This is a genomic window from Arthrobacter cryoconiti, assembly GCF_020905375.1.
In the GTDB taxonomy this organism is placed as follows: Bacteria; Actinomycetota; Actinomycetes; order Actinomycetales; family Micrococcaceae; genus Specibacter; species Specibacter cryoconiti.
This window is the reverse complement of record NZ_JAJJBU010000009.1, coordinates 1-20,660: the sequence shown is the minus strand read 5'-3', so window position 1 is coordinate 20,660 and position 20,660 is coordinate 1. Positions and strand designations below refer to the sequence as shown.

The following is a 20,660-nucleotide window of genomic DNA, read 5'->3' as shown; positions in this document are numbered from 1 at the left end:
AAGCAAGAGAAGAAGTCCTAGTCCTCCGGCGGCTGCGAAAACCGCCATTTGCGAAAGAAGCCAACTATGTTCCTTGCGATCCGCGACATCCGATTTGCTAAAGGGCGCTTTGCCTTGATGGGCGCCGTCGTGGCGCTCATCAGCTTGCTCCTAGTTCTACTCTCCGGTCTCACAGCAGGGCTGGGCAATCAGTCCACTTCCGCAATCGCCGATCTCGGCAAGTCGACCCAAGCACCTGTCGATCAGTTGGCCTTTGGCGCCCCTGGGGCCAATGATCCTAAAGTTTCCTTCACTGAAAGTCAGGTGACGAAGAACCAAGTATCAGCGTGGAGTGAGCAACCCAATGTCGCCTCCGCGGTACCCCTTGGCATCAGTCAAACTCGTTTCCAAGGTGCCGGGGATACTAAGGGAACAACTAACGTCGCTGTCTTCGGCGTCGGTGCCGGTGGCACAGAGGCCGGGATCGCGCCGTCGGCCCTGAGCGATTCAGGTGTTGTCATTGGCGAGAACGTCGCCAAGGAACTGCACTTGGGAGTTGGCGATGAAGCCTCACTAGGCGGCACCACGCTGAAGATATCCGCCGTGGTACCCGAGCAATGGTACTCACATACCTCAGTGGTGTGGACAACGCTGCCGACGTGGACAGCGATGTCCCACCTCAGCGATCCAACGCAGTTGGCCACCGTCGTGGCCGTGACGTACAAGGCTGGAATGCAAGTTGACGTTGAATCGGCCAACGCTGCGGCAGGGACCATCAGCACCTCACGCAGTGGATCCTTTCAGGGACTCGGTGGCTACAAAAGCGAAAATGGCTCTTTGATGATGATGCAGGCATTCCTCTACGGCATCTCGGCTCTGGTAATCGTGGCGTTCTTGACCGTGTGGACCGTTCAGCGCACCCGCGACATCGCCGTACTAAAGGCCATGGGCGCCTCTTCGGGCTACTTGTTGAAAGACGCCCTGACGCAAGCGGCAATCGTCCTGCTAGCGGGTGCCGCTCTGGGCGGATTGGTCGGAGTCGCCGGCGGATTCTTTGCCGCCAAGGCCGCACCATTCATCGTCTCTCCAGCCACCACGCTGCTGCCGGTGATTGGCATCGTGGCCCTGGGCCTGGCCGGAGCCGCCTTGGCTGTCCGCAAGGTCACCCGCGTCGATGCGCTCATCGCCCTAGGCGGGAACTGACCTTCCGCCAGGATCCATCACCGACCCACTTACATCCAAGAACCGGAGTTATCATGTCCCAAATCAATACCCCCGCATTGTCCCTCACCAACCTCACGCTGGAATATCCCGATGGGGAAGGCACCGTCATTGCGTTAGCATCTGTCAACCTCTCAGTTCGTGCCGGTGAGTTCATCTCACTCGTCGGCCCGTCAGGATCCGGCAAGTCGAGCCTGCTGGCCGTCGCTGCCACACTGGTGAGCCCAACCTCGGGTCTGGTTAGCATCGACGGCACAGACGTCCACTCCCTTCCGGAGAAGCAGCTGGCAGCGCTGCGCCGGGAGAAAGTCGGCATCATTTTCCAGCAACCGAATCTGCTGGCGTCCTTGACGGCTTCTGAACAGCTCATCATCGGAGATCACCTGCGGGGAAAGTCCCTCCGTGCGGCCGCAGGACGAGCCGCGGAATTACTGGAAATCGTGGGGCTGGCCGACTGCGGGAAAAAGCGTCCCCATCAGCTCTCAGGTGGCCAGCGTCAGCGCGTGAACATTGCACGCGCATTGATGGGTTCACCGTCCGTATTGTTGGTGGATGAACCTACTGCGGCTTTGGACCACCACCGCAGCGAATCGATCGTACGTTTACTGCGCCAGGTGACTGATGAGTTCAACGTGGCTACCGTCATGGTCACTCATGACACGGAGTTTGTGCCGCTCACCGATGCCGTGGCAACTATGCGCGATGGCCTCCTGAGCGCCCCGGTGCCTGCGTCCGAGCTATTAGAGGTTCGGTAGCCGGCCACCTGGCACAACGGGGATCTTTGACAATCCATGCAATACCATGGAGGAAACTGCATTATTACGCCACCCGAAACGGAGCCCCCTTTTCATGAAACGCCTCCTTGGTCTTGCCTTCGGCCTAGCCCTCGCCTTCACAATGTCCGCTTGCGGTGCAGCGACCGGTCCCGTGGGAACGTGGGGTAACGGCTATAACACCAACAAGCAAGCGTACTTGGAGCTCTCACTCGGTGCCGAGCAAAAAGGCGACACAGCCGGCTACATCACTGGCAGTGACGGCTGCAATCGCGTCGTGGGACAGTGGGCGTTCCAAAGTGGGGAGCTTACTTTCCCGAAACTAGGCGGAACGTCGATGGCCTGCGACGGCGTTGACACGTGGCTGTCGAAAGCAACCGGCGGAAGCATTGATGGCAACACCTTGACGCTGACCAACGAACAGGGCGCCAAGATCGGAACCCTTCAGCGCCGGGGCTAACCCTAATCCCAACTGCGGGCCAGTTTTTCAGGCAGGGGATAAGTCCGGTTCCGGCATCTTGAACGTGTGGCGCAGGGCGGACCGTGCAGCCAGCCAGCCTCCCATGCCGTGCACAGCTGGACCCGGTGGAGTGGAAGCCGATCCCAAATAAAGTCCAGACACCGGAGTGCGCCACGGTTCGGGGGCTATGACAGGGCGCCGAAGCAACTGAAGCATCGTCACGGCGCCAGAGCCGATGTCCCCGCCTATGTAGTTGGCGTTGTGAGACTGCAAGTCCTGCGCTGTAGACGTGTGCTTCGCTAAGATGAGCTCGCGAAATCCTGGGGCGAACCGCTCCACCTGGGCAATAATGACATCGCTCCGGTCCGCCATAGAGCCTGCTGGCACGTGCGTGTACGCCCACAAGGTGTGTTTCCCCTCCGGCGCGCGCGTGGAGTCGAGCGTTCCGGGCTGGGCGAGGAGAACATAGGGATCAGTGGGGAACCCGCCGTCCAAGACGTGTCGCTCTGCCCGGGCAATGGCCACCCTTGGTCCACCGAGATGCACTGTGGGTGCTTTGCGCAAGTCTTCGTTGGCCCACGGAACTGGACCGGAGAGGGCAAAATCGACTTTGCATACTCCTGCGCCATATTTGAAAGATTCCAGCTGGCGTATATACCGAGGTGGCAACTCGTCTCGCGCCAATGCCAGCAATCCTCGTGGTGTGAGGTCGCAAATAATGGCCTTAGCCTGCGTATCGCAGCGGAGCTGCGCAACACTCTCCACAGCAAAATTCGTCACAACATGCCCCCCATGAGCCAAAAGATCAGCCACCATCGAGTCTGCGATTGCCTGCGAGCCACCGCGTGGAACTGGCCAGCCGCCCGCGTGAGCCAACGCGCCAAGCATCAGTCCGGCCCCTGCAGTAGCCAAGCTAGGAAGCCGAGCAATGGCATGGGCCCCGAGACCGGCGAGCATGGCCGGCGCTACCTCGCCGTGAAATCTGCGACCCCATGCCGGTGTTCCTTGTTCAAGTACTCGCAGACCATAGCCGACAGCGGCCAGTGGCTCGCGCGGGACCCTCAGCAAATTGTTCAGTGTGAAGTCCAAGACTCCATCCAAGCGCCGCACCAAGGGTTCCATGAGAGAGCGCCAAGGCTGTCCATCTGGACCCAAGGCCTCTACCGTCCGCTCTAAATCACGGTAGGCGATGCCAGCTTCACCGCCGTCGAGGGGATGCCCGTAGGAAATCTCGGGCACGATGAGTTCAATGCGCTGAGTCAGCCCGAACGCGCGAAAGAACGGGGAAGCCAAGGCCATGGGATGCACCGCCGAACAAACATCGTGGCGGAATCCGGGGAGCGTGAGTTCCGCCGTCCGGGTTCCCCCTCCCACAGTCGCCGCGGCCTCATAGACCGTGACGGACAGACCCGCCCGCGCCATGGTCACCGCGGCGGCAAGGCCGTTAGGGCCAGCACCGATGACTGCAACGTCAACCACGGGCTGGATCCGCACACGCATGGCGCCCCGAAGCTTCGTGGATCTCCCCGACGCTGGCATTTAGTAAAACTCCGCCTTGGGGATCATCCACACTCCCACGCCGGATCACATCGTGGCGCGGTCGCCATACATCACGGGCGATCAACCCAAGTATTACGCACGTGGCCGCACCGGCAAGCACTGAGGCCATCAGAAAGTAGGGCATGTCGATAGCATGTTGGGCGTTAATGTCGCCAAAGACTTTGCTTTGGAACAGCATCAATGCGATGAAGTGCGTGAGCAGTGCCGCCTGCCACAAGAGCAAAGGACGCCAGCGGGGTATGGCAAGCGCCAGCAGTGGCAGCAGCCAGACTGCGTGCCAAGGCTCCGTAAATTTGTTCACAATTATGAACCCGCCCACGGCAAGGGCGGCTAGCTGTGCCAATCGCGGTCTCTGCGGAGCATAGCGGCCCACGGCCGCAACCGCGGCCACCACTAGAACCACTAGAACTACCACCAGAGTGTTCACCGCATTTGCATCCAGCAGGGGCAGTCCCAGGCGTTCGGCCATCAAGTTCCAGCCACCGTAGACGGACGATTCCGAGGCTGCCCGGGTGATAAACCCACCCAGATACGCGCCCCAACCCGAGGGATCGAAAGCAATGACTGGCGCCAGGACCACTAGCCAGCCCACTAAACCCGCCGCCAGGAACTCGAGCGTTTGGGTACCCTGCCGGTTCCGCACACCCAAGACGATTATCGCCAACAAGATCAGCAGCGCGTAGGGTGCGGCCATCACCGCAAGCCCCAAGACAAACCCTGCCCACAGAGTTCGACGTCGGGCAAATAGGTAGATGCCGAGGGTCGCCAGAGCCACTGCCCAGAAGTCCCAGCTGACGTAAGCGCTTAGCCAAAGTAGCGGGCTGGCAGCCAAAACAGCAGCGTCCCAAGGGCGCCGGCCTGCAGTGCGGGCAAGGACGACCACGGTGAACAGCCACACCACCGCAATAAGTGCAGCATTGATGTCAAAGAACGCGAGCTGGCTGGCACTCGAGCTCCCATCTCCCCGGGACAGCCATGCCGTGAATCGGATAACTACCCCAACCAATGGCGCCTGACTAGTTCCAGTATCGGGTCCGGATTCGGCCAAGCCAAAGGACTGGACAAGCGTTGCAGGAAACTGAGACCAGCACACAGTTGAGAACTGGTCGGGCGTGTGCCAGCCGGACATCCGGCAGTGGGACTTACTCACCACTGCAAACAAGGCAGATATGCCGGCCATCAGAACCAGAACCCGTTCCACCGTGAAGAATCCTGGACTGTTTAGTCCGGGCGCGGCGCGACGTCCCAGGGGGCCACCCACTGGCTCGGTCATGGTGCGCAGCAGCGGATCGCTCCGGGACGGCACAACAATTGCTGACGGGCTATGGCGTTTTTCGCCGTGTTGCTCCTGCATGGATATGAGCCTACCGGGTGGAGCTGGCATCTTATATGAGAGCACAAACAGCCCGCGCTGGGCAGCGCGGGCTGTTCATGAATCGCTCGGTTTGGCACGTCAACCGCAAACAGGGGTGACTCTCGAGAAACGGATATGCCAGGCTCATCGCAGGGCCTCCTCCTCCAGCGTGGTCGGCTGCTTAGCGAATGTTGAACAGGTCAACCCGTAGGATCCGTTGTTCCTGAAGGTCCCGCATCTCCTTGAACTTCCGGTCATCCACAGGCGTAAAGAACACCCTTTTAATGGATGAAAACGTAGGTTTCGGACTCATTGTTTCACCCCCTTTGTATTCGAAGAAAATAATAGTGAATTCCCATTTTGGCGCAACAAATAATGCCTCAATTTCCACCCGAAAAAGAGCATTATGAGAACACAAAAATACGCGAATTGATTTTGTGCATTAATGCCGGCGTTAGCCGACGGGTAGCCAGGAGCAAAATCCTGTCAGTTCGCAATCGATGCCGACCATGATGGTGGCTTCAGCGATAATTCTAAGGATTTTCAGGCGCACTGGCCGGTCTCGGCGACGCCCCAACTGCAACGTCCCGGATGCGTACGAAACCAAAAAAAGTGGTTACGACGCCTTAAGAGCATGCACGGTCAAGGCCCAGCCAGATCCAATAATTCCAAAGTTGATGATTCTAAACATCGTGGCCTCCTTATCGCCGTGCGTGCGGACATCTCAAGGGAATTCATTGAGACCAATTTATAACCTACATCATTAAAAGGCATCGTAGTGAATAAGCGAAGAAAAAATACAAATCGCGTCTTCCCCGGCAGAGTGCTGAAGGTATCCATGAAGCGTTCAGCGGACGCCGCCTCCCGACTCACGGGGGGGTAGTGCCCATCAAAAAGAGAAATATCTTCTTTCATCGGCGAGTGCAGCCCACCCTCTGGGCAACCGGGGGTAAGTTAGCTCCGTAATGGTGTGAAGGGGAACACATTCCTCTTGCTGCCATGGGACTTAAAACCCGTCCGCTGTGACGCGGCCACCACCAGCGGCCATCTCGGCGGACCAGCTTAAAGGATGATCTTTTGCCACTGCACCCACCCACGCGGCGGATGGCGCATCTTAGCGATGACGCGCACCGTACTGCACACGGGAGGCCAATCACATGATTGGCTTCATCGTCAAACGCTTCATCAATTACGCCATACTCTCCGCGATCGCCACTTTGAGCGCCTATGTTCTAGCAAGCATGATTCTCAATCCAGCGGGTCGCTACCTTGGCCGCAACCCACGCCCCTCTGATGCGACCATAAACACCATCCTGGACGGACTGGGTGTCAACCCCAACACTCCTGTGATCGAGCGGCTGTGGAATTGGGCAGTGAATTTGGTGACCCAAGGTTCCTTGGGTGAAACCATTCACAACACATCAGTCATCAGTGAGATGGCGGCACGGGCCGGTACGAGTTTGCGTTTATTGATACTGGGTACCATCATTGCCGCTGTCTTTGGCGTCATCTTGGGCGTCTGGGGTGCGGTACGCCAGTACAAGTTCAGTGATCAGGCAATCTCCTACGGCTCGTTCGCGATCTTGGCGACGCCGTCGTTTGTGCTGGGCATCTTATTGATGATCGCCGCAACAGCTCTCAACGGATTCTTGGGCGTTCAGCTCATCAGCTTCACGGGTGAATACACTGCAGGGCTCGACGGCGGCCTGTGGGTCCACTTCTGGGACCGAGCCGCCCACCTGTTGTTACCCACGATCTCTTTGGCTCTCATGGGTGCGGCTGGCTACTCGCGGTACCAGCGCAGTGCCATGTTGGATGTGCTCTCTGCCGATTACATTCGGACCGCCCGTTCCAAGGGCCGCACCCGTGGTTCTGCCTTGGTCCGCCATGGCGTACGTGTGGCGTTGATCCCCATGTCCACATATTTCGCCTACTCCTTCGCCACCGTGTTGGCAGGGGCGGCAGTGACGGAATTGGTGTTCAGCTGGCACGGCATGGGCGAGTTCCTCTTTCAGGCCATCCAGCAAAGTGACATTAACGCGTTTACCGGTGCTGTGCTGTTCAATGCCATCCTGGTGCTCATTGCCGGAACTCTCTCCGACGTTGTGTACGCCGCCCTCGACCCGAGAGTGCGGGTATAAAGATGTCAATGCTTGAAGAAATTCCGGTATCCAACAACGGTGTTCCGGAACCAGAAATAGCCCAGGCGAGCAAGCCTGTATCCCGGATGAGACTAGTACTGTCCCGGCTGCGCAGCACACCACGCTTTTGGGTGGGTGTCATTGGTCTTGGTGCAGTGATCTTGTGGGCAGCATTTGGTCTGATTCCCAATCAGTGGAATTACACCGATCTAGACGTCTACAGCATGGGTTCAAGTCCCAACTCGGTGCACTGGTTCGGTACCAGCGACATTGGCGAGGACATTTACGCCCAAACCATTGTGGGCCTGCGTAAATCCCTAGTCATCGGATTGTTGGTAGGGCCCATTGCGGCCATCATCGCCGGCATCGTCGGTGCGGTGGCCGGCTACCTCGGCGGCTGGTGGGATCGAACCATTATCTGGTTCATCGATCTGTTGCTTGTGCTCCCGAGCCTGTTTCTGTTTATCTTGCTCAGCCCCATTTTCAAGTCGCTCTCGTGGGTGGCGTTGATCTTCCTTTTGGCAGGCTTCGGTTGGATGATCATGGCCAGGGTGATCCGGGCGCAAACAATGTCACTGCGTGAGCGGGACTTCATCAAGGCAGCACGCTTCATGGGTGTGGACACCTGGACCATCATTCGGCGGCACGTTTTGCCCAATGTTTCCTCGTTGCTGATCATCGACGCCACGCTGGGCGTGGGTGGGGCTATCTTGAGTGAAACCACCCTGAGCTTCTTCGGCTTTGGCATCCAGGCACCCGATGTGTCATTGGGAACCCTGCTAGCCTCCGGGCAAGGAGCCGCTGTGACGCGTCCCTGGCTCTTTATCTTCCCCGCCGCCATCCTCGTATTTACGGTCCTCTCCGCCAGCTTGGTCGGCGACGCCCTGCGCGACGCCGTGGACCCAACCTCTGGAGTCAACCGTGACTGAAAATTTGACCACAGACCTTTCTCTCGCCCGGCGACGCGGTGCCTCGCCGTCGAATCATTTGTTGGAAGTCCGCGATCTCACCGTCACGTTCCCCCAACCCAGCGGCTCCGTCACTGCTGTGAGAGGCGTCAATTACCACGTTGACCAAGGAGAATTTCTCGGCATTGTGGGCGAATCCGGTTCTGGAAAATCGGTTTCTTCCCTGGCCGTCATGGGCCTTTTGCCCTCATCCGCGCAGGTGAGTGGAGATATCCTCTTCGAGGGTCGCTCCCTGCTGGGCCGCAGCGATAAGGAAATGTCCAAGCTGCGTGGCGAAGGCATCTCCATCATCTTTCAGGACCCACTGTCGGCGCTGACCCCTGTGTACACGATCGGCACACAAATTGCCGAGGCCCTGTTGCTTCACGACAAATCATTGTCGAAGCTGGCCGCAAACGCACGCGCCGTGGAACTGCTAAAAGTGGTGGGCATCCCCAACCCGGAGCGTCGAGCCCAAGCGTTTCCTCATGAGTTCTCCGGCGGCATGCGTCAGCGAGCCATGATTGCCATCGCGATCGCAAACAATCCGCGCCTGATCATCGCTGACGAACCTACGACGGCGTTGGATGTGACCATCCAGGCCCAGATTCTAGAGGTTCTGCAAAAGGCGAAGGAAATGACCGGGGCCGCGGTCGTACTCATCACCCACGACCTAGGAGTGGTAGCGGGTAACGCGGACAGGATCGCCGTCATGTACGCCGGGCGCATTGTGGAAACCGGCACAGTGGACCAGGTCTTCCATGAGCCTTCCATGCCGTACACCGTAGGGCTGCTGCGGTCCATGCCTAACCTTGCGACAGCCGGCCATACGCGCTTGGTACCTCTGGAGGGCCGTCCGCCGCTCTTGACCAACCTGGCACCGGGTTGCCCCTTTGCACCGCGCTGTCCCGTGGCCATCGATGCCTGCCGAACCACTGAGCCACCACTAATAGTTTTTGGTAATGACCCAGCAAACTCGGCGGCTTGCCTGCGTGTGGCGGAAATTGCCTCCGGCGCGCTGGACCGCTCACAGTTGTATCCGGTACCAGAACCCATTGCCCCTGCCGATCGGGCAGAGGTGCTTTCAAAGAGCGTGCTGCGCGTGGAGAAACTAGTGCGCCACTTCCCCCTCACGAAGGGTTCGGTGTTCAAACATTCCATTGGCACGGTGCGGGCAGTGGATGGTGTCAGTTTTGATATCAAGTCTGGCCAGACGTTGGGTTTGGTGGGGGAATCTGGGTGCGGAAAGTCCACCACCATTATGGAGATCCTGGAGCTGGCTAAACCCCAAGCAGGACAGATAACCATCAATGGCGTGGACGTAGCCGTTATGTCCAAGAAAGAAAGACAGGCGCTGCGCCGGGACATTCAGGTGGTCTTTCAAGATCCCATGGCGTCTTTGGACCCGCGTCTGCCCGTCCAGGACATCGTTTCCGAACCTCTTACCGTCCATGGTGTGCCAGCCAAGGAACGCCTCAAAAAGGTTTTGGACGTCCTTGAACTAGTGGGCTTGGACCCTTCCATGGCTTCACGCTATCCACACGAGTTCTCCGGTGGGCAACGTCAGCGCATCGGCATTGCCCGGGCTTTGGTCACTGATCCCAAGATCGTAGTACTGGATGAACCCGTCTCGGCACTGGATGTCTCCATCCAAGCCGGTGTCATCAATCTCTTAGAGGACCTGCAAGAGAAATTGGGACTCTCCTACCTGTTTGTTGCCCATGACCTTGCTGTGATCCGGCAGATTGCGGACACTGTGAGTGTCATGTATTTGGGCAGGATTGTGGAAAGCGGACCGGCGGAAGCCATTTTCGACAACCCCCAACACCCTTATACGCGGGCACTACTCTCAGCGGTCCCCGTCCCTGACCCGACAGTGGAGAGGACCCGCCAGCGCATTATCTTGGACGGCGATCTTCCCAGTCCCACGGAGGAGATCAGCGGGTGCAATTTCCGCACTCGGTGCCCGCTCTACCTACTTATGGACCCGGCCGGCCAAGAGAAGTGCAGGACGGTGGATCCTGTTTCTCGCCCACTTAACAGCAGTGAAGTGGCCTGCCACCATGCCGAACACATTGACCGTATGACCGGAACTACCAAACAACCACAAAGACCCTAACTCGCCAGTACGGCTGTTCAGGCCACATGGGGATAAGTATCAAGGAGGAAATCATGAGAAATATTAGAAAAATGATGGGGGCCGGAGCTCTTACGCTGGCGCTGACCATCACCGGTTGCAGTGCCGGAGGAGGAGGCGGGACCAACGCAACCGTAGACAGTAGCAAGGGCGCCAGTGAAACAGGCCAGCTTCCCACGACGGCGTGGAACTTGGCTGACTACTCAAAGGTCAAGGATGGCGGCCAGCTAACTCTTGCGGTTGACCAGATGCCAGACAACTGGAACACTCTCCAGGCTGACGGTGCCAATGTTTCCGGTACCCAAATTACGGACCCAACGACAGGCGGGCCCGTCCGGATCAAGGACGATGGAACATGGGAGATCAACCCTGACTACGCCACGGAAGTGAAGCTCGTCAGCGAGGATCCCCAGGTTGTTGAAATCAAACTGAACACAAAGTCGGTGTGGGAAGATGGCAGCCCCATCACGTACAAGGACTTTGAAGCAACGTGGAAGGCGAACAACGGCACCAACAAAGCCTTTCAGATCGCCGCTGACAACGTGTACAAGGACATTGAATCGGTCACCCGTGAGGACACCGATCAGAACTTCAAAATCACGTTCAAAAATAAGAACGCCGACTGGCCGTCCATCTTGGGCGGCAGCACCAACGGACAAGCGACTGCCAGCTTCCTGCCTGCGGCTATAGCCTCCGATCCCACAGCCTTCAATGAGGGCTATAAGTCCAAGCCGCTGCCTTCCAACGGACCATATATTGCTTCGACAGTGGACACAACTGGGAAGATCGTAACCTTCACGCCGAACCCGAAGTGGTGGGGCCAAAAGCCCAAGCTGGAAAAAATTATCATGAAGGTTGTCTCCCGTGATCAATTGGCTCAGGCCTATGCCAACAAAGAGATCGATGCCATCAGCATCGGCACCAACAAGGACAACTACGACACCGCAAAGAAGCGCGCGGATGGCGGCATCGAACAGTCCGGCGGTTTGACGTGGAACCATGTGACCCTCAACGCCTCTAAGGGCCCGCTGGCGGACGTCAAGGTACGTCAGGCCGTTGCCCATGCCATCAATCGCGACACCATCACCGCCAGCCGTCTGGCCCCCATCGGCGCTCCGGTGACCAACATGAACAGCTACATCTTCATGCCCGGCCAGAAGGGCTATGAAGATCACGGCACAGCAGCGATCGGCTACGACGTGGCTAAGTCTGCCGCGCTTCTTGAGGAGGCCGGCTACGCCAAAGGCTCCGACGGCATGTACGCCAAAGACGGCAAAGCCCTCGAGCTGACCTACACGCTAGACGCCAACAATCCCGTTTCAGAACAAATATTCAAGCAGCTCCAAGCGAATCTCAAAGCTGTCGGCATCTCGATGAAGAACGATACAGTTCCCGCTGATAAGTTCTTCTCCGACTATGTTTTGAAGTCAAACTTCGAAATGACCGGCTTCGCTTGGTCCGGCACGGCATTCCCGATCTCTTCCACGGAATCGATTTTCTACCCCGTGGATTCTGGTCAGAACTTCACCGGTATCACCGACGAAAAGCTGGGTGACATGTGGAAGAAGGCCAACGCTGAGCTGGACCCGGCCAAGCGCCTGGTCATGGCAAATGACATCGACAAGGAAATCTTCTCCTACGTCCCCGTTATCCCGCTAACCCCAACCCCCATCACATACGGTGTGACGAATGGTCTGGTCAACTACGGCGCGGCTCAGTTCCGCTCCGTAGACTGGACAGCTGTGGGCTGGAAAGCCTAAAGCCCCACTTGCACCGAAGGCTCCGGCCCCGCTCACTACGAGCGGGGCCGGAGCCTATTTACTGGCCAAGGAGCCCGATCCTGCTCCAATACCGGCGTTACGTCAATGCGCTGGCAACGCAAAGTAGCAACAGAACCAGACTGACGACGGCGACGGCGACACTCCAGCGGCTCTCCACCGCGAAAGTGAGGCCGGCAACGGCTGAACCGTCTCCAGACACGCCTGTGAGCTCAGGCTTGAGGGTATCTCCCTCGCGCTGTTCCCAGGCATCCCAGGCCCGCTGAATACCCGCCTGCGTCGGCGAGAGGGCAGGTGTTCCTGGAATACCTCTAGAACCGGCTTCCCGGCGAGGACCAAGCTTGCCGGCACTGGGCGCTCCCCAGCTACCGATACGCCCGTCGGTGGTCTCTAAGGCGACGTTTTGACCCACACGGATGGATTTGAGTGCTGAGAACGGGATTCGGTGCTCACGCAGTATGTTCACCACCGTGAGACCGTCATTTGTTACCAGCAATCGTGGCCGCCACAGCAGTACATACAGGGCCCAGGCGGCCACCAATAACGACGGCAAGAAGTGCCAGATGGCTGCCGCTGTTCCCGTGAGCAATAAATTGCTGGCAAAGAAAGCACAAAACACCCACGCAGTCACGGCGAGTGCGCGGGTAGGGATGGAATAAAGCGACAGCGAACCATGCCCCCCGCTGCTTCCATGGTTCGCCCGTGCGCCTGCTAAAGGCCCCATTGCTCGACGGCGGGTGTCTTCTTGTCCCAACCGAGTGTGCAAACTTTCGCCGTGCCCAACAGGAAGTGTCTGCCTTGGCCTGCATCTAGTCCCAGCCACCGGGCTGTGAGGATCCGCAGGAAGTGTCCATGGGCCACCAGCAGTACATTGGCGGGAACGCTCCCGTCCGCCAATGGACCGCGTACGCGCTCAACAATCGCGTCGGCACGGGCAGCTACCTGCTCTATGGTTTCTCCGTTGGGAACGCCATCATCCCAAATCAGGTAACCCGGGTTCTCGGCTCGTACCACGGCACTGTTGATCCCTTCGTAATCTCCGTAGTCCCATTCAACGGCGTTCGGCTCCACCTCTGCGTCGGGGAAACCTGCTAATTCGGCCGTGCGCTGCGCGCGTTGCAGGGGCGAGGTCAGAACCAGATCAAAATCGATATTCGCCACGGCGGCACGGGCCCCCCGGGCCTGATCTTCACCGTCTTGTGTCAAGGCCAGGTCGGTCAAGCCTGTGTACTGTCCGCTGCGCGACCACTCCGTTTCACCATGGCGCAGCAACCACAATTTGGGGCCGCCGGGAACGGGAATATGGCTTAATGGGGTGGATCCCTCTGCCGTTTCGGGGTGGTTCATGAGTTATTCCTGTTCTGTTGTGACTGGAACTGTTGTGAATCGCCTAGCTGAACTTCTTCTGGCGCAGATTCTTTCGCTTGTGCCTCAGGCTGTTGAGCCCACCAAAGTCGCAGTGCCGCTTCCGCAGCATCATGCTCTATCGGGCCTTCCTCCATTCGAAGTTCAAGCAAGAACCTGTAGGCCCGGCCCACCACGGGACCTGGTTTGAGCCCCAGCATTGACATGATGGCGCCTCCGTCCAGGTCTGGACGGATGGAGTTTAGCTCTTCATTTTGTGCCAGTACGTCGATGCGGGCCTGAAGGTCGTCGTAGGCAAAAGAAAGCCTGTCAGCCTTGCGCTGATTGCGCGTCGTGACGTCTGAGCGGGTAAGGCGGTGTAGTCGTTCCAGATAGGGGCCGGCGTCGGTGACATATCGGCGCACTGCCGAATCGCTCCACCCGGCGTCTCCGTAACCGTAAAAGCGCATATGCAATTCCACGAGCCGTGAGACAGCTTTGATGGATTCATTATCAAAGCGCAGCGTTTTCATGCGCTTTGAGCTCAGCTTGGCCCCCACCAGGTCGTGATGGCGGAAGCTGACGGCGCCGCCGGGTTCAAAACGGCGGGTCTTAGGTTTGCCGACGTCGTGCATCAACGCGGCAAACCGCAGAACAAAGTCTGGTCCTGGCACGGGCCCGTCGGGGCCGGTTTCAAGGGCGACAGCCTGCTCCAAGACCTGAAGAGAGTGCTCATAAACATCCTTGTGCCGGTGATGCTCATCCGTTTCCAACTTCAGGGCTGGTACCTCGGGCAATACCAAATCGGCCAGTCCGGTCTCGACCAGGATGTCGATCCCAGCGCGGGGGTGAGCGCCACAAATGAGCTTGACTAGCTCATCGCGCACACGTTCGGCAGAGATAATGGCTATGCGCCCGGCCATTTCCGTCATGGCCCGGCTTACTTCGGGGTGCAGTGTAAGGCCCAATTGGGAGGCAAAGCGGGCTGCGCGCATCATGCGCAACGGATCGTCGGAAAACGACTGTTCCGGGGTTCCAGGAGTACGCAACACACCCGCTGCGAGGTCAGCTGCCCCGTTGTGCGGATCCAACAGCTCCAAGGTAGGCAGACGCAGAGCCATCGCATTGGTGGTGAAGTCGCGGCGGGAGAGATCCTCTTCTAGAGACGTGCCGAATGCAACGGCAGGTTTACGCGAATCAGGGTCGTACGCTTCGGCGCGGTAGGTGGTCACCTCAAGGAGAAGGATTTCCTTGTTGCGGTTGCGTTTGCGGAAGCCGATGGTGCCAAACGCCCGTCCCATCTCCCAGTGAGAGTCCGCCCAGCCATTGGCCACAGCGAGGATTTCATCCGGTGTGGCGTTGGTTGTGAAGTCAAGGTCAGGTGATACCCGGCCCAAGAAAAGGTCACGAACGGGGCCACCCACCAGGGACAGCTCAAAGCCAGCAAGGGCAAAGAGGTGGCCCAATTCAAGGACCACCGGGTCTAAATTAGAGGTATCTGGAGCCATTTCCATAGTCCCTTAAGAATGCCAGACTTTTTGTGTGGCTACCGTGCACCCCTCTGACTTCGCCGTCAAAACAGCGTGTCGAGCCCTGTCATCAAGACGCGGCAAAGGTAGCTAGAGTGGACTTTATGGTCCATCCTGTGCCGCGTGCGCCTAAGAGGAGCCCACTGCCGTCGGCAGCGGGTAGCCTCGCTGCGCCTACAACACAGGTCTCAGGCAGCCAATTACCTACAGTGGAGGAAATCTCCGCCGGTGGCGTGGTGATTGAACACTTTGACGGCGGTCTGCGGGTTGCCATCATTGCCCGCATCAATCGAGGTGGACGCCTTGAGTGGTGCCTGCCCAAAGGTCATCCCGAAGGGGAAGAGAGCTACGCTGAGGCTGCTGTTCGGGAAATCGAGGAAGAAACCGGCATAGCCGGGGACATCCTGGCTCCGCTGGGCAGCATTGACTACTGGTTTACGGTCAGTGGGCATCGAGTACACAAGACTGTCCATCACTTCTTGTTGCGTGCCACAGGCGGATTCTTGACCATTGAGAATGATCCAGATCATGAGGCCGTTGATGTTGCCTGGGTGCCAATCGAGGACTTGGGCAGAAAGTTGTCCTTTCCCAATGAACGCCGTATTACAGACCTGGCACGGGAGCTGTTGCCAGAGTACTTCTAAGTATTCTTGAAGACTCTCCCCGTTCACAATGAGATGATAGGGGCGATGTCTAACGTAGATCGGGTGCGAATCCCCCCCAAACCCAGCTTGCCGCCGTCGAACTTTCCCGTGGCAACTAGCGGGCCGCCCACGGGCGCACTGCCGAAGCTCGATGAGATGTCCCTTACCCATGAGCAAACTGCCCGCTCAAGCATGAGTATGGCGGTTGGCACGTTGGTCTCTCGCATCCTCGGTTTTATCAAAGGCATTGTGCTGGGCATTGCAATTGTCGGCAGCGTCGCGGTATCCAATATTTTCGAGAGTTCCAACTACCTGCCTAACCTGATCTTCCTGCTCGTGGCAGGCGGCGTCTTCAATGCCGTGCTGATCCCGCAGATCGTTAAGGCAAGCAAAAACCCGGACAAGGGCGCCGATTTCATCTCCCGACTCCTTACGGTCGGGGTAATCGGGCTTTTAGCCGTGACCGTCTTGGTGGTGGTTTTGGTAGCACCCATCACTGGCCTAGTGCTCGGGCTCCACGGCAAACAACTTGAACTAGCCATCACTTTCGGGCTCTTTTTGCTTCCTCAAATATTCTTCTACGGCCTGTACTCACTGTTGGGTCAGGTGCTCAACGCGCATAATTCGTTCAAGGCGTACGCGTGGGCCCCCGTGCTCAACAATGTTGTTGCCATCGCTGGGCTTCTTGTCTTTATTGGAGTAGCTGGAAGTTCGGTCACCACTGAACACACAGTGGATAACTGGACCATCGGGCAGAGCTGGATGCTGGCCGGCACCGCGACCTTGGGCATCGTGGTCCAATCGCTCGTGCTCCTCATACCTGTCAAGCGGCTCGGCTTAGGGTTACGCCCTAAGTTTGGCTTGCGGGGAACGGGCCTTGGTGCGACGGCGAGAATCGCCGGTTGGACCATGGGCACCATGGTGGTGGGCAATCTGAGCTTCCTTATCATTTTGCATATCGCAAGCATTCCGACGGACGGCATGTCAGATTCGGCTATCAATGCCAGTTCAGCCGTACCAGGTGTCTATTTGTTGAACCGGGCCGTTGAGCTTTACATCGTGCCCCACTCCATCATTGCGTTATCGATTGCCACCGTAATGTTCACAGCCATGGCACGGGCAGCTGCTGTCAAGGACACTTCGGGCCTGCGCAATTCTCTATCCGGCGCACTGCGGACCACGGGTGTGGCCACGGTGTTTGCAGCGGTTGCACTAATAGTTCTCTCCGGCCCCTTTGGCGTGCTGTTCGGTGGAAATCAAGAGACCCAAGCCCGACAAATAGCCATCATTTTGACCATTTTGGCCATCGGTGCCCCTTTTTACAGCATCAACTTCATCTTGAACCGTGTTTTTTATGCCCAGGAAGACGCTCGTACACCCTTTATCATGCAATCCATCGTGGTCGCCATTAGTTTAGGTACTGCGCTCTCCGTGGCCTTACTCCCTCGAGAACTGATCATTTATGGCATCGCGTGCACGTACACCATCAGCAACGTCATTGGTCCTTTGATCGCCCACCGTTTCCTGCGAGCCAAGCTTGGCGACTACGGAGGCGGGCTAATTCTCCGGGCACATATGCGCTTTCTGTTCGCAGCGCTCGTTTCTGGCCTGGCTGGTGAGGCGGTTCTGGCCCTTTTCGGCGGCCGGGGGACTCACGGCTTTATGTGGCAGTCAATCCCCGCTTCGGTGCTAACACTTGCCGTTGTGGGGACCCTGATGGCGATCGTTTACGTAGCTATGCTCAAACTAATGAAAGTCAAGGAATTAGACCACGCAGTTGCCCCACTGATTTCCAGAATCCGCATGCGTCGCGCTTAAATTCCGCATGCTTCCGCGGAAGCCCCGTCTTCGTCCTATAGAATCAGTTTAACTGTGGTCTAGGCTTATTCATCATGCCCGGATCAACCCATTTACAAGGAGGATTAGGTGCCACAACCCATTGATGTGGGCTCTATCCTCGGCGGCCGCTACAAAGTAACCGGTCGTATCCTGGCCTCCGCCGAGGACGACGTCATTTTGGATGGCCTAGATCAGGTCTTGAACCGACCAGTCAGTATCTTGGTAGCGGCCCCTGAAAACTCCGCAAACTTGACGCAAAGTTCCCGTGAGATTGCCACCGGGGAGCGCCCTTCTTCCGTCTCAATTTTGGACTTGGGGTCCGAAGCCGGGGTCACTTATTTGATAGCCGCACGCACCACCCCCGCTGATCTACTTGACCTGGTTGTTCCCACAGACGCCCAAGACGTCTACCAAGAACCCTTTTTCACAGATACCCTTGGCACCGAGATTTTCGGGTCAGCCCGCGACCAGGCGCCATCCTCCGGCGCCTACGTTTACGAAGACAACAGCCCCCTAACACCGGGGCACCCCTCCTCCGCGCTGCCTGCGTCGAAGCACACGCCAACGGCTGCGGTTCCTGCCACGCCTCCCGTTTCCTCAGGCGCTTTCGACGACACGGACTCAAAGGTCACGCTGTGGAACGATGATGATTACGACGACGCCGTCCCTGACACTGCACGTCGTTCAGGCACATTCTCAAGTGCTGCCCGTGGCGCGCTGGCCAGCTATGAGGACTCCAACAATGCAGAGGATCGCTTCGAGGATGAAGATGACAGCAATGCTCCGCGTACAGGGGGCCGGTGGCTGACGGGAATCATCGTAGGAGTCCTGGTAGTTGGCGCGCTGATCTTCGCCGCCTCCCACATTGGTACTCTATTCAACGCCTCGCCTGTGGCAGACGGTGGAAATACCTCATCCTCCGCCTCGCAGGCTGCCACAGAAGCACAGCCGGCTACAGCCACACCCTCCTCGGCTCCAGTGGTCGCTCCCGTCATCAAGGGACTAACAGATATTACGGCCTATGCTCCCGGCGCCCAGCACTACAACGACATTTTTATGCCGCGTCTCAAAGACGCCATCGACGGCAACAAGGGCACGTATTGGCCCACTGTTGAGTTCACTGATGACGCGTTTGCCCATGTCACTACCAGCATCGACCTGGCCGTGGAGTTAGCCCAGGAATCAACTGTGAGCTCTGTGACCATCAACCAGATCGCCGGTTCCGGTGGCCAATTCAACATTCTAACTAACAGCAAGCCGTCCCTTGAAGGTGCGGTGAAGATTGGCAGTGGTTCCTTCACGGCCCCAGACTTCACGCTCAAAGTTGCTGCCGGCGTCAAGGCCCAGTATGTGATCATCAACTTCACACAGCTCCCTAAGCTGCAGCCTTTTGCAACCTATCCTTATGGACTAAAGATCGCTGAAATCAGCATTCAGTAATCCAAACCGAGGCTGCTTTTTAGTCACCACGGCATGTTGGCACGGAATATTTGTGTGCCCGTTACAGTTGTCTAATATCGAAAGCCATGCGTGGCACGCGCGCAACGCACGTGCTGGTCGACTTACCGTCGGCAACCACGCCCTGAAGGAAGAGGAACCCGTACCTGTGAGCACGCAAGTTACCCCCGCCGATGAGGTACGCGACGTTATCATCGTCGGTTCCGGTCCGGCAGGATACACGGCCGCCATTTACACTGCTCGCGCAGATCTCTCTCCATTGATGATCGCCGGTTCAGTCACCGCAGGTGGAGAACTGATGAACACCACTGACGTGGAAAACTACCCGGGCTTCCCCGATGGCATCATGGGTCCGGATCTGATGGAGAACTTCGGCAAGCAGGCCGAGCGTTTCGGCACGGAAGTCATGTACGAGGACGTCGCCTCACTAGAACTCGATGGTGCCGTCAAGATCGTGACACTGGCCGACGGCCAGCAGTTCAAGGCACGAGCAATCATCGTCTCCACTGGCTCGGCCTACAGGGAACTGGGTGTGGACGGTGAAAGGCGCTTAGTCGGCCACGGCGTCAGTTCCTGCGCGACGTGCGACGGTTTCTTCTTTAAGGGCCAGAATATTGCCGTCGTCGGTGGCGGTGACTCCGCGATGGAGGAGGCCATCTTTTTGACGAAGTTTGCCGAGTCAGTCACAGTGGTGCACCGTCGTGACACGCTACGAGCCTCCAAGATCATGGCAGATCGCGCCTTGAACCACCCAAAGATTACATTTGTGTGGAACTCGGAAGTTGCCAGCGTTTCTGGCGAGAACAAAGTAACTGGCATCACACTTAGTAATTTGCTAACCGGCGAGAAAAGCGAGCTTCCAGTCACCGGCGTTTTCGTTGCCATAGGCAACGATCCTCGTGTTGATTTAGTCAAGGACGTACTGGAATTGACTCCTGCAGGCACCATCGCCGTTCAGGGACGCTCGTCCAAGACGTCAATTGCCGGAGTTTTCGCCGCCGGTGATGTCATTGATCCCACCTATCGCCAGGCAATCACCGCTTCCGGATCCGGTTGCGTAGCTGCACTGGACGTGGAGCACTACCTGTCCGAGTCGGAATCCTAGAAAAGGAAATAGCTATGAGCAACGCAAAGAGCACAAACGACGCAAGCTTCGATGCCGACGTCCTTAAGTCAGACAAGCCAGTGATTGTTGACTTCTGGGCAGAATGGTGTGGCCCCTGCCGCAAACTGGGACCCATTCTGGATGAGATCTCTGTTGAATACGCGGACAAGGTTACTGTCATCAAGGTGGACGTCGATGCTAACCCAGCCATCTCGGCGAAGTACGGTATCACTTCCATACCTGCGGTGTATTTGTTTGACAAGGGTGAAGTCAAGGGAACCGTCATAGGGGCCCGTCCCAAGCAATACTTTGAAAAGGAGTTTGCAGACGTTCTGAAGTAATCGGACGTTTTCAGAAATAGTTGCGGGCCGGACTAAGTCCGGCCCGCAAC

At 57.7% G+C, this 20,660-nt stretch carries 17 protein-coding genes; 12 read left to right on the top strand and 5 right to left on the bottom strand.

Going from position 1 to position 20,660, the window contains the following annotated elements; translation table 11 throughout:
* Positions 1-66: 66 nt before the first annotated feature.
* From LOH53_RS05680 to LOH53_RS05670, 3 genes are all read left to right on the top strand, one after another.
* Positions 67-1,182, top strand: a complete 1,116-nt coding sequence (locus LOH53_RS05680; protein ID WP_230066763.1) for an ABC transporter permease — start codon at positions 67-69, stop codon at positions 1,180-1,182.
* Between the two features lie 53 nt (positions 1,183-1,235).
* The gene (locus LOH53_RS05675) at positions 1,236-1,955 is read left to right on the top strand and encodes an ABC transporter ATP-binding protein (protein ID WP_230066762.1); all 720 of its coding nucleotides are present in this window, start codon (positions 1,236-1,238) and stop codon (positions 1,953-1,955) included.
* 94 nt (positions 1,956-2,049) lie between these two features.
* Positions 2,050-2,433, top strand: coding sequence for an META domain-containing protein (locus LOH53_RS05670; protein ID WP_230066761.1), 384 nt, complete (start codon positions 2,050-2,052; stop codon positions 2,431-2,433).
* 27 nt (positions 2,434-2,460) lie between these two features.
* Here LOH53_RS05670 and LOH53_RS05665 read toward each other — a convergent pair whose 3' ends face one another.
* Positions 2,461-3,912, bottom strand: coding sequence for a phytoene desaturase family protein (locus tag LOH53_RS05665; protein WP_230066760.1), 1,452 nt, complete (start codon positions 3,910-3,912; stop codon positions 2,461-2,463).
* Entirely contained in the window at positions 3,905-5,347 is a 1,443-nt protein-coding gene (locus LOH53_RS05660; RefSeq protein ID WP_230066759.1) for a hypothetical protein, read from the bottom strand. The genes LOH53_RS05665 and LOH53_RS05660 overlap by 8 nt, the downstream gene beginning before the upstream one ends.
* 1,157 nt (positions 5,348-6,504) lie before the next feature.
* On the opposite strand from LOH53_RS05660, the gene LOH53_RS05655 reads away from it, so the two are divergent.
* From LOH53_RS05655 to LOH53_RS05640, 4 genes are read left to right on the top strand one after another with little or no spacing between them, the layout of a single operon-like run.
* The gene (locus tag LOH53_RS05655) at positions 6,505-7,488 is read left to right on the top strand and encodes an ABC transporter permease (RefSeq protein WP_230066758.1); all 984 of its coding nucleotides are present in this window, start codon (positions 6,505-6,507) and stop codon (positions 7,486-7,488) included.
* 8 nt (positions 7,489-7,496) lie between these two features.
* Positions 7,497-8,417 carry an ABC transporter permease gene (locus tag LOH53_RS05650; protein WP_230066757.1) on the top strand — a complete coding sequence of 307 codons (921 nt, stop codon included), beginning with the start codon at positions 7,497-7,499 and terminating at the stop codon, positions 8,415-8,417.
* The gene (locus LOH53_RS05645; protein ID WP_376991788.1) at positions 8,410-10,554 is read left to right on the top strand and encodes an ABC transporter ATP-binding protein; all 2,145 of its coding nucleotides are present in this window, start codon (positions 8,410-8,412) and stop codon (positions 10,552-10,554) included. The genes LOH53_RS05650 and LOH53_RS05645 overlap by 8 nt, the downstream gene beginning before the upstream one ends.
* A gap of 53 nt (positions 10,555-10,607) precedes the next feature.
* Positions 10,608-12,332, top strand: a complete 1,725-nt coding sequence (locus LOH53_RS05640) for an ABC transporter family substrate-binding protein (RefSeq protein WP_230066756.1) — start codon at positions 10,608-10,610, stop codon at positions 12,330-12,332.
* A gap of 97 nt (positions 12,333-12,429) precedes the next feature.
* Here LOH53_RS05640 and LOH53_RS05635 read toward each other — a convergent pair whose 3' ends face one another.
* Genes LOH53_RS05635 through LOH53_RS05625 form a run of 3 tightly spaced genes read right to left on the bottom strand, consistent with a single transcriptional unit; the run spans position 12,430 to position 15,202 of the window.
* Positions 12,430-13,074 (bottom strand): PH domain-containing protein, encoded by a 645-nt coding sequence (locus tag LOH53_RS05635; RefSeq protein ID WP_230066755.1) that lies wholly within the window; start codon positions 13,072-13,074, stop codon positions 12,430-12,432.
* Positions 13,062-13,697: a histidine phosphatase family protein gene (locus LOH53_RS05630; protein WP_230066754.1), complete on the bottom strand. Its 636-nt coding sequence runs from the start codon at positions 13,695-13,697 to the stop codon at positions 13,062-13,064. Before LOH53_RS05630 ends, LOH53_RS05635 begins: the two co-directional genes overlap by 13 nt.
* On the bottom strand, positions 13,694-15,202 hold the full coding sequence (locus LOH53_RS05625) for a CCA tRNA nucleotidyltransferase (RefSeq protein ID WP_230066753.1): 1,509 nt from the start codon (positions 15,200-15,202) through the stop codon (positions 13,694-13,696). Before LOH53_RS05625 ends, LOH53_RS05630 begins: the two co-directional genes overlap by 4 nt.
* A 125-nt stretch (positions 15,203-15,327) precedes the next feature.
* Between LOH53_RS05625 and LOH53_RS05620 the strand changes: the two genes are divergently transcribed.
* The 5 genes from LOH53_RS05620 (at position 15,328) to trxA (ending at position 20,610) form a co-directional block, all read left to right on the top strand.
* Complete coding sequence (locus LOH53_RS05620; protein WP_230066752.1) at positions 15,328-15,867, top strand: NUDIX hydrolase; 540 nt, start codon at positions 15,328-15,330, stop codon at positions 15,865-15,867.
* Between the two features lie 45 nt (positions 15,868-15,912).
* A complete protein-coding gene (gene murJ, locus LOH53_RS05615; RefSeq protein ID WP_230066751.1) occupies positions 15,913-17,685 on the top strand; it encodes a murein biosynthesis integral membrane protein MurJ in 1,773 nt (590 codons plus the stop codon).
* Positions 17,686-17,793: 108 nt separating this feature from the next.
* A complete protein-coding gene (locus tag LOH53_RS05610; protein WP_230066750.1) occupies positions 17,794-19,146 on the top strand; it encodes a hypothetical protein in 1,353 nt (450 codons plus the stop codon).
* A 166-nt stretch (positions 19,147-19,312) separates the two neighbouring features.
* Positions 19,313-20,269 (top strand): thioredoxin-disulfide reductase, encoded by a 957-nt coding sequence (trxB, locus tag LOH53_RS05605; RefSeq protein WP_230066749.1) that lies wholly within the window; start codon positions 19,313-19,315, stop codon positions 20,267-20,269.
* A gap of 14 nt (positions 20,270-20,283) precedes the next feature.
* Positions 20,284-20,610, top strand: a complete 327-nt coding sequence (gene trxA, locus LOH53_RS05600) for a thioredoxin (protein ID WP_230066748.1) — start codon at positions 20,284-20,286, stop codon at positions 20,608-20,610.
* Positions 20,611-20,660: the final 50 nt, after the last annotated feature.

Excerpts from the sequence above, each read along its gene's own strand:
- LOH53_RS05660 (WP_230066759.1), bottom strand. The coding sequence starts at position 5,347 with ATGCAGGAGCAACACGGCGAAAAACGCCATAGCCCGTCAGCAATTGTT.
- LOH53_RS05670 (WP_230066761.1), top strand. The coding sequence starts at position 2,050 with ATGAAACGCCTCCTTGGTCTTGCCTTCGGCCTAGCCCTCGCCTTCACA.
- LOH53_RS05630 (WP_230066754.1), bottom strand. The coding sequence starts at position 13,697 with ATGAACCACCCCGAAACGGCAGAGGGATCCACCCCATTAAGCCATATT.
- LOH53_RS05650 (WP_230066757.1), top strand. The coding sequence starts at position 7,497 with ATGCTTGAAGAAATTCCGGTATCCAACAACGGTGTTCCGGAACCAGAA.
- LOH53_RS05640 (WP_230066756.1), top strand. The coding sequence starts at position 10,608 with ATGAGAAATATTAGAAAAATGATGGGGGCCGGAGCTCTTACGCTGGCG.
- LOH53_RS05635 (WP_230066755.1), bottom strand. The coding sequence starts at position 13,074 with ATGGGGCCTTTAGCAGGCGCACGGGCGAACCATGGAAGCAGCGGGGGG.
- LOH53_RS05620 (WP_230066752.1), top strand. The coding sequence starts at position 15,328 with ATGGTCCATCCTGTGCCGCGTGCGCCTAAGAGGAGCCCACTGCCGTCG.
- LOH53_RS05655 (WP_230066758.1), top strand. The coding sequence starts at position 6,505 with ATGATTGGCTTCATCGTCAAACGCTTCATCAATTACGCCATACTCTCC.
- murJ (WP_230066751.1), top strand. The coding sequence starts at position 15,913 with ATGTCTAACGTAGATCGGGTGCGAATCCCCCCCAAACCCAGCTTGCCG.
- LOH53_RS05680 (WP_230066763.1), top strand. The coding sequence starts at position 67 with ATGTTCCTTGCGATCCGCGACATCCGATTTGCTAAAGGGCGCTTTGCC.
- LOH53_RS05675 (WP_230066762.1), top strand. The coding sequence starts at position 1,236 with ATGTCCCAAATCAATACCCCCGCATTGTCCCTCACCAACCTCACGCTG.
- trxA (WP_230066748.1), top strand. The coding sequence starts at position 20,284 with ATGAGCAACGCAAAGAGCACAAACGACGCAAGCTTCGATGCCGACGTC.
- LOH53_RS05625 (WP_230066753.1), bottom strand. The coding sequence starts at position 15,202 with ATGGCTCCAGATACCTCTAATTTAGACCCGGTGGTCCTTGAATTGGGC.